Origin of the sequence: Burkholderia sp., assembly GCF_018375725.1 — a bacterium.
GTDB lineage: Bacteria > Pseudomonadota > Gammaproteobacteria > Burkholderiales > Burkholderiaceae > Burkholderia.
The window spans coordinates 16,751-30,614 of record NZ_JAHACR010000004.1 but is presented as its reverse complement, the minus strand read 5'-3'; the positions used below and the strand labels follow the sequence as shown (position 1 = coordinate 30,614).

General features: G+C 58.3%; 12 protein-coding genes. 4 read left to right on the top strand and 8 right to left on the bottom strand.

Annotated features, from left to right (window positions below; genetic code table 11):
* Nucleotides 1-160: 160 nt before the first annotated feature.
* Nucleotides 161-955, bottom strand: coding sequence for a hypothetical protein (locus tag KH616_RS02235; RefSeq protein WP_046196940.1), 795 nt, complete (start codon nt 953-955; stop codon nt 161-163).
* Nucleotides 936-2,420, bottom strand: a complete 1,485-nt coding sequence (locus KH616_RS02230; RefSeq protein WP_080323261.1) for a phage integrase N-terminal domain-containing protein — start codon at nt 2,418-2,420, stop codon at nt 936-938. The genes KH616_RS02235 and KH616_RS02230 overlap by 20 nt, the downstream gene beginning before the upstream one ends.
* A gap of 1,523 nt (nt 2,421-3,943) precedes the next feature.
* Between KH616_RS02230 and KH616_RS02225 the strand changes: the two genes are divergently transcribed.
* The 4 genes from KH616_RS02225 (at nt 3,944) to KH616_RS02210 (ending at nt 6,339) form a co-directional block, all read left to right on the top strand.
* Nucleotides 3,944-4,999: a PRTRC system protein D gene (locus KH616_RS02225; protein WP_046196939.1), complete on the top strand. Its 1,056-nt coding sequence runs from the start codon at nt 3,944-3,946 to the stop codon at nt 4,997-4,999.
* A gap of 11 nt (nt 5,000-5,010) precedes the next feature.
* On the top strand, nt 5,011-5,430 hold the full coding sequence (locus tag KH616_RS02220; RefSeq protein WP_292234725.1) for a hypothetical protein: 420 nt from the start codon (nt 5,011-5,013) through the stop codon (nt 5,428-5,430).
* Nucleotides 5,431-5,500: 70 nt separating this feature from the next.
* The gene (locus KH616_RS02215) at nt 5,501-5,914 is read left to right on the top strand and encodes a hypothetical protein (protein ID WP_143262272.1); all 414 of its coding nucleotides are present in this window, start codon (nt 5,501-5,503) and stop codon (nt 5,912-5,914) included.
* Nucleotides 5,914-6,339, top strand: coding sequence for a lytic transglycosylase domain-containing protein (locus tag KH616_RS02210; RefSeq protein ID WP_051392310.1), 426 nt, complete (start codon nt 5,914-5,916; stop codon nt 6,337-6,339). Before KH616_RS02215 ends, KH616_RS02210 begins: the two co-directional genes overlap by 1 nt.
* Nucleotides 6,340-6,877: 538 nt before the next feature.
* Here KH616_RS02210 and KH616_RS02205 read toward each other — a convergent pair.
* From KH616_RS02205 to KH616_RS02180, 6 genes are all read right to left on the bottom strand, one after another.
* The gene (locus KH616_RS02205; protein WP_292234718.1) at nt 6,878-7,168 is read right to left on the bottom strand and encodes a hypothetical protein; all 291 of its coding nucleotides are present in this window, start codon (nt 7,166-7,168) and stop codon (nt 6,878-6,880) included.
* Nucleotides 7,169-7,511: 343 nt separating this feature from the next.
* Nucleotides 7,512-9,182, bottom strand: a complete 1,671-nt coding sequence (locus KH616_RS02200; protein ID WP_292234715.1) for a hypothetical protein — start codon at nt 9,180-9,182, stop codon at nt 7,512-7,514.
* Between the two features lie 208 nt (nt 9,183-9,390).
* Nucleotides 9,391-9,996, bottom strand: coding sequence for a type 4 pilus major pilin (locus tag KH616_RS02195; RefSeq protein WP_292234710.1), 606 nt, complete (start codon nt 9,994-9,996; stop codon nt 9,391-9,393).
* Between the two features lie 185 nt (nt 9,997-10,181).
* Nucleotides 10,182-11,333 (bottom strand): hypothetical protein, encoded by a 1,152-nt coding sequence (locus tag KH616_RS02190; protein ID WP_292234708.1) that lies wholly within the window; start codon nt 11,331-11,333, stop codon nt 10,182-10,184.
* Nucleotides 11,334-11,359: 26 nt separating this feature from the next.
* The gene (locus KH616_RS02185; protein ID WP_292234705.1) at nt 11,360-13,282 is read right to left on the bottom strand and encodes an ATPase, T2SS/T4P/T4SS family; all 1,923 of its coding nucleotides are present in this window, start codon (nt 13,280-13,282) and stop codon (nt 11,360-11,362) included.
* Entirely contained in the window at nt 13,282-13,863 is a 582-nt protein-coding gene (locus KH616_RS02180; RefSeq protein ID WP_292234702.1) for a hypothetical protein, read from the bottom strand. Before KH616_RS02180 ends, KH616_RS02185 begins: the two co-directional genes overlap by 1 nt.
* Nucleotide 13,864: the final 1 nt, after the last annotated feature.

Below are 13,864 nucleotides of genomic sequence, written 5' to 3'. Positions count from 1 at the left end.
GGCCGAAACTTCGTAAATTCATCCAAAGTCCGCCATTCCGAGACACTGGATTGCGCGAAATGGCGATTCGTTAGCGAGTTCTTACGCGACGCTCGGAGTGGTACGCAACAATCCACCACTCATCGCCAATCATCCGGGCCCGCACCGTGAAGCCGGTTACCTACAGTCCGAATCGATCCTGCTCGCCCGCGCGACCTGGGAAGCGCCGCTCCGGAATGGCTGATACAAGATCGGCAGAGGCGAGCACGTCCGCCACATGTGAAGGCCAATTGCCTTCGGTCAGCGGATGGAGGAAGGCAACCTCGCGGATCGTCACAAGGCCGAGCAGCCACGCGAGCATTTCATCTGGCCGGCGCGTGGCGATCCACACACTCCGGTCAGAATCCGTGACACCCACGGTCAGCCCGGATTCGAGATCGATCCCGAACGAGACACCGACCATCGCGCCGAGCCAGAGCACCCGGGCGGAAACAGAGGACCGGAGATAGCGATTCGCAGCCACGATGCCGCGCGGCGCATCCGCCGAGACGTAGCCCGTCCTGCCGCCGCCGGTGCCGAAAACTTCGATGCGTCCAATCTGGAACCCGTCGCACCACGCCATGAGCGATCCCCACGCACCCGGGAGGTCCACACCGAATTCGTCGCGGAACTCCCGAGCCGCTGCGCCCATCAAGCGATCGCTGACCGGAATCGGCATAGCCGCGGTGCCATAAACCCCGCTGGCCGCTCCAGTCAGGATTTCGGCCAGAAAATCGAGGAGCGAGCCATTGCGCACCAGGCGATAGTCCACGCCATCCGCGACGAGCTTGGCCTTCACAGCGCCTGCTTCGTGACCGAGCATCCAGCGAACCGGATCCTCGGCCGACCGGCAAACCCAGTTCCGGTCGTCTCGCGCCCATTCGGAGGCAACCTCCCGCCCGTTCTCCCCGACACCATCACGACTCAAGAGCAGCATCGATGCCTCCATCTTCCAGTCCGAAATCGTCGGCGTTCTGGTCCGTCCCGTCGTTCGTGCCATCGATCACCTGAAGCATGTTGTTCAGGTAGGTCGCACTTGCTTCATCCCCTTCCTCGGACATGATCCGGACGTACACGGGCGTCGAAAGCAGCGCCTCGAGCTCCGCTCGCAGCGCATACGTGGGCTGGCCGGCCTCCCCAAATGTCATGAACTCGTACGGAACGGCCACGTCCTGCGGGCGACGCTTACCCATCGCACGAGCACCGACCATGTAGAGGCTGACGAAGCCGTGACGCTCGAGCGCCACGCGGATCGCTTCAAGGTGCGGCTGAAGCGCATCCAGCTCCGCGATCGCGCGGTTCTTCTGGATTTCGCCCATGTTGACCACGCTGCCGCAGTAGGCACTGATGATCGACACGCGGGAGTGGCCGAGAAGCTGCGCCACCAGTTGAGCCGCCACGCGCGTTTCGCCGCGAAGTGGACTATTGCCACCCCGGATCGCGCTCTGAACACCCGACAGGTGCTCGAATTCGTTATTCGCGACCTCGTGCCGCAGGCCGTGGAGCGTGACGCCCAGATCGGCCTTGGTCAGCCCGAACTTCTTGGCGATGTACGAGAGGCGGCGAGCATTGGTCTTGAGCGATTCCCCCGGCCATCCCAGAAAGCCGTCACGATCCTGCACCACTGCTTGAAGCTGACGGAGTACGTCGAGCTTTTCCTGCGTGTCGAGAGGAAGCACACGATACCGGCCTCCCTTCGTCCCTTTCTTGATGGGAAGCCCTGAACCGCTCGCGGCAATCGCGGCCTTCAGTTCCTCACGCGACACCTTCACATCGGTGAATGCGACGATGTTCGTGGTGCCGCCCACTACTACGGTCGCATATGGACGGATACAGACCATCTCCAGGCGTCGCAGCCCCCATGTCCGGCCTGCGAGCAGCATCAGTCCGGCGCGCTCATCGGCCTGGCGAATCTGGGCCAGCTTTTCGTCGATGTTCACGCCGTTTCCAGACCAGCTCTTATCCGTCTGCGCAGAGAGAGCGCGCGTGGCCCGCTTCGGGTCTTTCACGTACCGCGCGGTCGGGCCGATAAGATCCGGCTTACCGATCCAGCTGCAGAAGATACGGAAGGTCGTGATCCGGTTTTGTAGGGTCGACGCGGCCTTGCGCTCATCGACCCACTTATCCACAAGCGCCTGCAAGTGCTTCTCCCGGAAGCTGGTGATCGTGTCGAACCGGTATCCGAGAATTCGCAGATCTTGAAATCCCTGATAGAGGATATGGCCACGGGCTTCGAGCGTCTTGTCCGATGCGCGCCGGTCGCCGCGAACCGTCCGCAGGTTCTCCTGTTGCTTGAGAAGGTCGGACAGCTGCTTCTTCCAGTTCCCATGAGGAATGGAAGCCTGAGTACCCGCTCTTGGCGCATCCGCCGCTTTACTATCCGTATCGAAGAAGTCCGCCATTCCTTCACTCCTGATTCCTGGTTGCCCTGGTGTGCTCTGTCGGTATGCGCGTGAGCACGTCGATTCATCACCCGGTCTCATTCCCGCAGGGATCGGCGCATAGGCGCTCCAATCCCTCCGGGCTTGAGGCCGGGGGGCTTTGCTTCTATTCCTACGTGGTGCTTCTTGTCGCCTTCCGTAGCGACGGGGGGTGGCAGTGCCTGTACGTTAGAAACTTATGGAACTGCACAACCGATCCCTCGGCCGTACAGATGCGCTTTCGCGCCATCCCCGCTTGTGTCCTAAGCGGGGAGCCTTTGTCGCGTTTTTAAGAGGTGCGACGTCCTCCTGACTCTCGGTTAGCGCCCCAAGCGCTTCCCGAACGAATCTGGTTCCTCCCATTCCTTCCCTTGCAGCCTCCGAACCCGTGATGAGGTTCGAGCAAGTTGCCAGATACCCGGCTCGCCCCCGATACGCCTCTAAGGGCGCTCGAAAACGAGTAGGTCGACTTCCATGCGTTTCGCACGAAGCCGCGTCCGGCGGAATGAGAGTCATCGGAATGACTAGAAGCGCATGCGCTTCGCGCCAGTGGATAACGCCCGTGTAGGTCAGGCGTCTGGCGGGCTGCTCCAGGTGGAGCGATCACACATTTTGGGTCGGTGGTGTGTACCGATTCCGTATTGCGAGAACTTCTCGCCGTACGCTTCCTGACGGAATGTAAGCGGCGAGAGCTTTTGTTGAGCCAGAGGCTTCCAGTGCTGACGTTGACGCAGATCGCACGCTCAATGCGTGACGCTTGCCGGACCAACCCGGCGCAATTCGCGCAGGAGGCCTTCGTGCAATCAGAGGTCGTTGTCGAGATGAAAGGTTCTAGCGGGGCGATGCCCGGCGTCGCTGATTTGCGAGCCGTGTGAATCCGCGAGGGATCCACGGGTTGCGTTTTGCCCGAGCGATCCTCATCGGATTTCGGGCGAGGCTAATGCCTCGACTGTCCTGCTTTTGGACGCGTTGCGCGTCCGGTCCCGACGCTGCCTATGGGATGGGCGTCGGTGGCTAGATACGGCCCAGCTGCCGATCAACGCACCGTGCGGTGCGGTCGATGGTTCGCAGATTAGATAGGTCAGCGCTTCTTGTCAAGAATCTAAATCGCTTCCCTACACCGTTACCTTTTACACAAATTCCCGAAACCCCCGGTGCTCATGTGTCTCACGCCACATGGCAGGACACTCTCTTTACAATACCTTTTGCAAGTCAGACGAAGTACGATAGGGCGGTTCACCGTTTCCGTTGATCATCTCGCCAACGTCGCCGGTAAGCGTCGGTAAATTGGCCACGCTTGGCCGGTAAGTGGCCAATTTCTGGCCCAGACCGGTGCCGTTTCAAACCCTCCTCTGTCATCCAATCCACGCAACGGGCCGGATATTGGCCGGATATGGGCCAGTTATCGCCCACGCGTGGCCGATAACTGGCCGATTTCTGGTCAAGCTTCTTGTCAAGAAGCTGATTAGCCCATATGCTTTGCGTACTTCTTGTGGAGAACCTATATGAGCAAGGCAACCCCGCCCATCGTTCGTGCCATCGACGTCGGCTACGGCAACACCAAGTACACCACCTCCCAGCGCAACATCGACAGCGACGCCCAGGTCGGTCTGTTCCCTTCGCTCGCCCCGCGAGCCACTCAATCGGATTTCACCGGCGGCCTGATGAGCAAGGCCGATCGGATCGTCGTCGCGGTCGACGGCGAGAGCTATGCCGTAGGCGCCGACGCCCTCGCGGAATCGAAGGGAATTTATAAGCGCGAGGTCGCCGCAGCCTACTCAACGACCCGCATCTATCGCGCACTCTTCCTCGGCGCTCTTCAAAAGATGCGGCTGCAGGCCGTCGACTACATGGTCGTGGGCCTCCCGTTGACCACTTACGATCGCTACGCCGACGAACTCAAGGGCCTCCTGACCGGAGTTCACGAAGTCCCGAATCCCATCAAGCCCGACCAGAACCTCAAGGTAGACGTGCGCCGAGTGAAAGTCTTCCCGCAGCCGAGCGGCGCCTTCTATAACTACGCGGTCCCCCGTAAGCTTTTGGAATCAATGCAGTACCAGACGAACCTGGTCATCGACCCTGGATTCGGTACCCTCGACTGGTTCGTCACCGAGGGCGCCCGCCCCCTGACCGGCCGTTGCAGCGCAACTCCAAAGTCTGTCTGGGCCGTCATCAGTGCCGTGGCCGAGCACATTGCACCGGATCTCACGCTGAACCCGCGGACGATGCAGCGGATCGATAACGCTCTTCGCATGAATGCCCCGCTGTATATCAATGGCCGCCAGGTGGATATCACGCCGATGCGCCCGATCGTGACTCGGATCGTCGAAGACGCAATCAGCGAAATGCTGCTGTCGATCGGGAACATTTCCGACATCGACAACATCCTGATCACCGGTGGCGGCGCGCATCTCTTCGCGGACTATGTAAAGAAGGAGCTGGGCAAGTCGCACAGCCAGATCCACACCGATGCCGATCCGGTCTATAGCAACGTCCGCGGATTCCAATACGCCGGCGAATTCTGGGCGGCGCGAGACGCGAGCAACCGAGCTGCAGCCTGAGGAACTCGACCATGGCACGCCCTCCTTCCGCCATGCGACTTCGGATCACGGTTCCCGCGCATCACGCCGTTCTCCGCCATATGGAACGCCTTGAGGAAGGCTCGGATGCAAATATCGAGCTTCTTCGCCTGGCCGAGCTCGGCGCTCACCTTGAGGACCTGCACGGGCCGATCAAATCGGTTGCAGATATCGTCAAGCTGGTTCATTCGCGAAATGCAGTCGCGGTGGCGACGATTCCGGCGGATCAAACGCCGGAATCATCCGCTGAGCGACAGAGCGCGCCCCAAAGCGTTGATGCTCGGAAAACCGCTGTCCCAGTCTCAGCTGCACCGCAACCCGATCCGCCATCGGCCGTCCCCTCCCCATCCGAAACGGCTGGGGGGCTTGTGGTGGACGAATCCCAAGCCGCGCTCGCGTGGCTACCCGATTAACACAACAGGGCTAGAAACAGAAACGCACGTCGGTACATTGACTCCTGTAAGACCTATCAAGGAGATAACCATGAGCGTGACCAACCAATACATGTGCGAATACGCGCAATTCGATCGCCGGAGCGTCCCGGCCCAACTGCGCGGCACCGGTGACGGCCGGGCCGATCTTTACGACCTGTTCCTCCGTATGGAAGGCGTGAAAAACGGACTGGTCGAGCAAAACGGTGATGTGGTCGACACCTACTCGGCCGCGATGTCCGGCACGAACCTGACGCCGGCGCTCGCGTGGCTGCTGGTTCGCCTCAACCGCCTGCTGGTCACGCTCGACAGCCTCAACGCCAAGCTGTCCAAGGTTGCCTCGAAGTACGACATCGACCCGTCGGACTCCGACAACTCGCGCGGCCGCGGTATTCGATCCAACACCCTCTCGAGGAGCTCGCTTTGCACACAAGCCTTCGCATCCGCCGTCGGCTTACGGGGCTGATGGCCGGGGTGGCTCTCGTGCTGCTGACCGCAGCACAACCCGCCCTGGCAGATTGCTTTGATGACGCCGGTACCTATCAATCGGTGAACCCGAACATTCTTCGGGCAATCGCGTGGTACGAGTCCAAAGGCGACCCCACAGCCGTCCACCGCAACTCCAACGGCTCAATTGACGTGGGTGAATTGCAGATCAACTCAATTCACTTCCCGGAGCTCGAGGCGTATGGTGTAAGCCCGTCGTCCTTGAGGGACCAGTGCGTCAACATCTATGTTGCCGCTTGGCATCTAAAGCAAAAAATGGTCAAGTACGGCAATACGTGGGCCGCCATCGGTTCTTATCATTCAGAGACCCCACGACAGCGGGACCAATATGCTCGCGCGATCCAAGGAATTCTGGCGTCGTGGGGACTGGTTTCCCCTCGCTGAACTCGAAGTTTCTTGCAGGTTCAGTCCTGAACCCCGCCAGAGATCGTCGCACCAGAAAGGCGCGTCACTCCGATTCATGTGGCATGGCAGCTCACGATCCCCGCTCGGCAGTCCAGACATGCACGAGCCGGGATCACGCCTTGGGCTCATCACCGACAGCTTTCAACTCCAACCGGCTCTCAAAGCCATCGCCCCCCGCCCATGCAATGGGCTGGCTGAATGGTGACGCAAGGCTGCTACCGCTGATTGCGCAGCGACCGTGCCAATGAAAACGTCATTCAAAATTTGGGTTTGCAACGGGATGCGACATCGTGCCGGCGTCCGTTCGACATGTCGGTCTACGAGGTTCTTGGGTCGAGCACGACGGTCACGACTATTTCGTCAACGTCGAAGTCGCCCAGCTGCCGTTGACAGTCCGGTCGGCTTCAGTCGGCGCGAACTGTTCGTGCTGCGACCTACGAAAACTCGACGGAGGTCGCGGCCTACGAAGCCCTCGGAAGCTGGCTGAAGTCCATTCGCACGGCCTGCAAGGACACGTCTAACTCCTGATCAAGGCATTCCAAAACGGGAAGCCGTAGATCCTTGCTTCGAGTAGCCGGTGACCAGCGCCTGCGCTGAGCGCCTGGATAATGTGATCGGGGGTGATGAAGCGGATTGGCTGGGCTACAGCCTGGAAGCCCTGCAGCCGAAGGTCATATTCGACGCGGGCGCGCTCAGGCGGACGAACGTCCGGCCGACGTTCGAGCGGTGCGGTCAAGCCCCGCAAGGTGGACGACTTGTTGAAGCGTGGATTGCCGGACGACGCGCTTGACATGGGCTTGGCGTACATGCTGGTGATTAACCAACCACCGAAGGCGCCGCGTGCTCGCACGGCATCAACATGCCGAGCCGAAAAACTACCGCGTGGTGATATCAACAGGGGGCTGATTGAAGACGGGCAGGTTTAGCCCAAATCACCGGCGTGAACCGGATACCATTTATCCCAATCGGAGTAGAGGTCCGAACGACGCACGAGCGCAGAATCAGGTTCAGTCGCTGTGAGCAGGTTAGCCGGTGCGCTTTAGACAATCGAAGATTCCGCGCTTCAGCGGATCTCTGTTTTTTTGGGGGGAGGAAGGTGTCAGGATAGACTATTGGCCGCTTTGCCCCGGGGATCTCCCGGGGCAAAGGGATTACTGGGTGTAGCTTGCGACGTGCCAGGTAAGAGAATTGCTGCCGTTGATTTGCACCATCTGAATCGACGCCGAATTCGAAACGACAGGAATCGACACAGGAATCCACCATTTAGAACCACTTCCGCCGTCGTTCCAGCCGTAGTCACCGGCATAGAAATAATTCTGGATGTTCCCCGCTGTATCCCTAACGATGAACTGAGCTACACCCGCGTTGCTGCCAGTCCACGAAACGACTATATATCCATCAACGCGCGTCGAGTTTGCGGGTATCCCGAACCAACCGCCATTGCCGATGTCCATCGAGACGTAGTTGGTGGTACCCGACGATCCCACCTGCTGCCACACGCCTGATTTGCACGATAACAAGTCACCGTTTGGATCGGTCGTAATCCCGGTACCGGAACAGCCCCAACCTGTCCACGCCGTTGCTGCCATCGACAGCGAACTATTCACAACGCCACCACCGTTCAGGTACGTATAGCCTTGGTTGACTGTCGGGCCATACATATACGTAGTACCGGTCACCTGCAGATTGCCGCTGCCGCCGCCGCCGCCGACAATAGTCGAGCCACCGGACCACGGCTGCAGGTAAAGATTTTCGCCAACGTTGATGTGCATGCGCCCCGGATTCGTGATCTGTGAACCGCTGGTCGCCAACGTCATGTTCCCGTTGGTAACGACGCCGCCGTTCGACCACAACGTCCCAGAGGCGTTTACGTTCCCGGTAGAGTTTACACTCTGTCCCTGAACTGTACCGGTCTGGTCCATAAAGGCAACCGGCATAGCTCCGCCACCGGCTCCGACTCCGACGGTCCCTCCTGCGTACACGTCCCACGTCCGGATGCCACCACCCCATCCACTCGGTAGGTCGTTCGGGTTAAGACCGTTCGTCGCGATTTTCCCTTGAGCTGACAGGTTCCCGACGCTGTTGATATTGTTCCCGTTGGCGTTCATCGCACCGGTCAGCTTGCGTGACCCGTTGAGCATGTAAAACTGGCTCAATATCGCATCCGTTGCCGAATAGGAACCAACGCGCATCGCCAACGTACCAACCTGAACACCTGCCATCGGTGTTTGCCAGCTGTTGCCCGTCCCAACCAACTGACCTGTCTGACCCGGGGGTGTCATACCTGCATCAGCCCCCGCTGCCTGCATGGCAATCCCGGCTAGGTCGTTTCGTACGGCCCCAGTACCGTCCTTGTATGGACTCGTTGAATACACATACCCAGCCAGCGTACAGTTCCCACCGGGGCAAACCTGGGTAACGTTCGAGGTGAATACTTGGCCATTCGGCGCCTTCGATCCAAAGCCCTGCGGCAAGTAACCAAGATTGACGAGCTCTGGAATTGTCGGGGCATACGGATTGGCCACACCGGCAACACCTTGGTTGGCCATAATGGCCTGACCGTTTGTGCTGTAGTAACCATTAAGCCCACCTTGGTATTCGACAGCCCACTGCCCCGTTGCTTTCGCAATCGACTCGTCGATCGCTTCCGATGTCTGCGCCATCTGCCCCGTGAGGGCAATTGTCGCAACCGTAAGTGCGAGCGCAGTGTCAATGAGCATCGAACCGCGTTGCCCGAGTTTCCTCCGGCGCAACGACATACCATGACGTCCCGTCGCCGCCGCGGTACGGTCGAAATTGTTCAAACTCAGTATCTTGTCCATGGAAGCCCCTTGACAATGACCGCCCTAACGCTATCGGGCGTCGGCGATCGCCGCGTTATTTCCCATCAGGAAGTATAGCCTACGATGCTAGCGGAACGATCACATTTCAGGTCGCACCTCTTGGCAGTTCTCAATACCGAGAGTAATAGACCTCTCATAAAAAAAGGCGCCGCGAGGCGCCCTGCCATACTTCCCCGAGACGGACAGATCAGCTCATCAGGAAAGTAAGGGTGTTCGCATCCCCGGTGCACGTCATGTTCGCCGGGTTGAACGTCACCGTCGGCGACTTGATGACCGTCGCATTGATGGTGATCTTCGCAGCCCCACGTTGAATTGCCGACAAGATGGGCTGACAGGCCGAATCCGGCAGGTTCGTGACCTTGTACTGCACCGAATCCCCTGCAACGTTCAGGGTGCCGGAGGTGACGGTAAGTTGACCGCCGCCGGGGGCCGTGGTCACGACCCCCGCGTTATCCGACATCGAGACCAGGTTCTTGAAGAAGCCACCCGTGTCGAGGTTGCCGTTCGTAACGTTCGCATACTGGCCCGAATACGAGGATTTCACCTTACCCGCAAGCGACGTCAGATCCTGGCCCAGTTGGTTGGTCTGCTCGCCGACACTGTTCGAGTTGAAATACGCGTACAGGCCGACAACTGCGATGAGCGCAACGAGCAGGTAAAGGCCATACTCGATCAGCACGCTCCCACGTTGCGCCTCGGCCCTCCGACTATCCTTCCGCACCTTCTGGTCATAGACCGAAGTGTCCGCATCGCCCTGCGCCATGTTGATTTCCCGGATTTCCACGATTCTCATGCTCCTCAAAAAGTATCCATTCACCCTCTCTTGCCAGGACTGAACTACCCAATAGGCGCTCATCCACGCAAGGCATGCGCCCAAACTGGACGTTGACCTGATTACAACACCCCACCACACAAGGCGAAACTTCGAAACAACCGCTATCCAGGGGATCTTTCATGCCCAACGAAACCGCAAGCCCGCTAGCCGCGCATCATCATGTTGAGCTGAATAATTGCCTTGAATTCGTCCGACATCTTGAACGTGCCGAAGTACATACCCAGCATCATCACGATGACGATCATGACGACGAGGTACCGGACGATGGTTGCTTTCTTTTCCATCTCCGCCGGCGCAGCCTTTCTGACGATCTCTCCGACCTTCGAAAGCATTGTGGACATATCGCTATATTCCGCGATATCGACGATCCGGTAATACGCCCGGTCGTTGACGATTCCAGTGTTGAACGCCTCGCCCTTTGAATTCGGCTCGTGCTCAAAATTATTCAGGATTCGCTTGATATGCCATTTCAGCCACGGATAGGCTTCAGCCTCCATCTTTTCCAGCACATCCGGCACCGTCTGGACCTGCGTGCCAACCCTGACGGTCCCGGCACCCAGCGACGACAGGAAAGCCGCACCTCGAAAGTCGCGATAAAACTGATACGGGAGGAAGTGCCGATCTAGCCACGGCCGGAATCGCCCGACATAGTTCGGAAAGGACCACTTCACCCACCCGAAGACGAACACCTCCAGCAGGATCAGCGCCCAACCCCACCCGCGGACAACTACCCCGAGTCCATAAAACATTTTCCCGACCGGGCCCCAGTGTTCCGGCGGGATCATTCCCCCAATAGACTTGAGCGTGCGAGGCATCAATACGAATCCCTCAACGGCAAGGAAAATGTGGAAGATCACGACAGCGGCCACCGCAGTGAAGAGCACGGTCCGCGCAACTTTCTTCGCCTCTTCCATACCGCGGATGTTCTCCGACAACTGTTCGAGGCCGACTTTGAGATCCCCCGCTCGCTCAGCAAAGGCCAGCACGGTCAGATCTTCCGACGGGACTGTTCCGACGAGCGCTTCAGAAAATGTCGCGACATCTTCGTCCATCCGTTGCAACCAGTACGCCGCAAGCTTCCCTTCCGGCATAGAGCCGTACCGCTCAACGTACGGCTCAAGAAGTTCACGAATGTTTTTCCCCGGTTGCGCCGCCATAAGCCCGGCAAGGTCCGAGTAAAACTCCCCGCGCCGTTGCTTGAACTCATATATAGCGAGAAAGAGCCCGCGCCCTGCCGTAGGGTTGTCGCTGCTTCTCGCCCGACCGAACGACAACCGCTCCAATATCGAATTCATTTACAAGAGGCCTCAAAAAAATCGGATTAGTGGGGTTTCTCTGCGGTCCCGAATCGCTCACCACCCGTTGCAAACTTGCCGAGCCCAAAGCGTCGCTGCTCGTTCTCGTACTGCTCAAAGGTGCCAAACTTCTCCTCGATTTCGTACGGTGAAACTTGGCCTCGGGCACACCGGTACATCGCAACTTCCATCGCCGACTTCCCGCTTGAATCCTCCTCCGAAAATTTCGCCACACGAAGTTGGTTCACGTACTGGATGAGATCCATATTCTTGTGATTTCGAATCATATCCAGCATGTACGTGTCCAACTCGAGCATCTCCGCAACGACCTTCCGTCCGGCGATACCATTCAACTCAGCCAAACCAGGCTTGCTGCACTTCGGGCAACCAGACTTGTTTGTCAGGTAGATGCCGTCGACGTCAAGGTCGAAAAGCCGCTCGATTCTGTTCAGATACGACGCCTCGGCATGTTGCCGGGCCGGAAAGTCCTGACAACACTCGCAGTTGATCGGCACCAGTGCTTGATAGACGAGCAAGTTCATAAATCCTGGAGTTGCCATCACCTCTCGAGGGATTCCCAGCTCGCTCGAGCAAAAGCGATCGATACTGCCGACGTGAGAAGGCGCGTGGACAGTCGTGAAACCCAAATGACCGGATTCCACGATGTCTCTGAACATCGAGGCGCTGTCCAGATCTCGGCACTCGCCGATGAGCACCGCGCTCGGATCCATCCGCTTCAGCTGTCGCTTCCAAGCAATGAACGAGTCTTCCTGAGTGTCAGTAAGCGACCGCGACACGTTGAACTGGCGCACACCTGGGATCAAATACTCAACTGGGTCCTCTACGGTGTACTTCGCCATCGTATCCGGGAGGTTCGCCATGTTGGTTTGCATTGTGGTGGACTTTCCCGAGCCCACAATGCCAGCCACCGAGATGCCCCCCTTGTGTCTGCTGATCGCGTTGCGCCACATCCAGACTTGTTGTTCGAAATACCCCAGTTGCTCGAGCGTTTTAATACTCTGCATGTCGTCCTGGTAAAGCATCCGCAGAACAACGACACTTCCCAAGGCTGTACGTCCTGAAGCCCAACGAAACAGCAAGTCGCGATCCCTTACCCTCAACTGCAATTGGCACTGCTGAGGAAGATTCTCGTTGTAAGAGTTCTGAGACCCGTTTTGGGACTTGTTGTTGTATAGATACGCAACCATGTCCAACAGCGTGTGCGTATCAATCAGGAACTCCGGGGGGTGTACCAGCTTCCCGTGAATGCGGAACGACACCTGCGACTTCGCGAGACGTCGGTTCATGTCGATATGAAGATCCGAGACCTCATTCGCCATCGCGAACTCAGCCATCAACTCGAACTGACGATAGAGCGTGCTTGCATTCTTCTGCTCCAAGGACACGCTGAGCGTTTTGCGACGGCGATTCTCCATCACCTTGTCACGCGCAAGATCAATCAGCACCTGGTCAGACGCAACATAGTAGCCCCCCGCCACCAGATCCCACTTGACGGCCAGATGCGCTACCAGCTCATCGACGTAGTCATCGTTGAGCATCTCTTTGGTCAGGATGATCGCGTACTCGCCGTGCTTCTTGCCGCCCTCCGAGTTTGGAGGCACCACCTCCACTGGGCAAATGTTTTGCCGCATGGAGGGAGGCATCTGTACCAGGTCATCGTCGTACATTTTCCGCGTAAAAAGCGGAAGTGCGTCAACCGTTGTAATGATCTCGACCGTATCACCCACCGGCGCCGGCTCGTCTCTCCGCGCATCCCTACCGACAGCGTGCTGATCTCCAGCAATATCCACCACAACGGCACCGGTCGGTTTAGAGGAAGGTGGAACCCAACCCCCACCGTTCTCGACGACGTCAATCACCTCGCCTCTCGACGACTCTCGTTGCAAAAGGTTCGAATCGGATTTGTTGTTCAGAAAGCGACTAAGCATTAGCGAACTCCGTTGACTCCGCCGACTCGGGGACCAGGCATCATGGTGGGCATAGAGGGGGGCAACGGCGAGGCTGCGAAACCCGGACTGCCGGTCATTTGGGCTTGTTGCTGCGAAGGCTTGTCATTGCCGTTGTCGAAACCTTCGTCGACCAACGATTCGAAGTGCTTGATCTTTCCCTTCGGCGATCGCAAATTAGCTCCATCTGCGTCAATCGCGACGACCGTATAACCTTTAATCTTTTTGCCTACCGTGACCTGATAGATGACGTCGTTCCACATCAAGTACCCGGACAGATTCGGGACAACACCGAAACGAGCAAACAGTCCATCTCGATGCTTGGGCTTGCCTGCATCAGCGTCAGACGTGGCAGGGATTGGTGCCGCCGGCAGTGCCGGCGACTGTTGTTGCGTCGGCAAAAGAGCGGGCGGCGTCGGAGTGCTCTTGTCGCTCTCAGTAAGCGACTTTAGTGTCTTCGTTGCCTCCGCCTCGATCAAATCGTTGACCGAAGGGCCGGCTGCATGTCCAGCAGACCATGCCAAAGAGAGAATCAAACCCGCAAAAACACGCACGACCTTCATA

Coding starts and splice junctions, on each gene's coding strand:
- KH616_RS02235 (WP_046196940.1), bottom strand. CDS start 955: ATGCTGCTCTTGAGTCGTGATGGTGTCGGGGAGAACGGGCGGGAGGTT.
- KH616_RS02230 (WP_080323261.1), bottom strand. CDS start 2,420: ATGGCGGACTTCTTCGATACGGATAGTAAAGCGGCGGATGCGCCAAGA.
- KH616_RS02225 (WP_046196939.1), top strand. CDS start 3,944: ATGAGCAAGGCAACCCCGCCCATCGTTCGTGCCATCGACGTCGGCTAC.
- KH616_RS02220 (WP_292234725.1), top strand. CDS start 5,011: ATGGCACGCCCTCCTTCCGCCATGCGACTTCGGATCACGGTTCCCGCG.
- KH616_RS02215 (WP_143262272.1), top strand. CDS start 5,501: ATGAGCGTGACCAACCAATACATGTGCGAATACGCGCAATTCGATCGC.
- KH616_RS02210 (WP_051392310.1), top strand. CDS start 5,914: ATGGCCGGGGTGGCTCTCGTGCTGCTGACCGCAGCACAACCCGCCCTG.
- KH616_RS02205 (WP_292234718.1), bottom strand. CDS start 7,168: ATGTACGCCAAGCCCATGTCAAGCGCGTCGTCCGGCAATCCACGCTTC.
- KH616_RS02200 (WP_292234715.1), bottom strand. CDS start 9,182: ATGGACAAGATACTGAGTTTGAACAATTTCGACCGTACCGCGGCGGCG.
- KH616_RS02195 (WP_292234710.1), bottom strand. CDS start 9,996: ATGAGAATCGTGGAAATCCGGGAAATCAACATGGCGCAGGGCGATGCG.
- KH616_RS02190 (WP_292234708.1), bottom strand. CDS start 11,333: ATGAATTCGATATTGGAGCGGTTGTCGTTCGGTCGGGCGAGAAGCAGC.
- KH616_RS02185 (WP_292234705.1), bottom strand. CDS start 13,282: ATGCTTAGTCGCTTTCTGAACAACAAATCCGATTCGAACCTTTTGCAA.
- KH616_RS02180 (WP_292234702.1), bottom strand. CDS start 13,863: ATGAAGGTCGTGCGTGTTTTTGCGGGTTTGATTCTCTCTTTGGCATGG.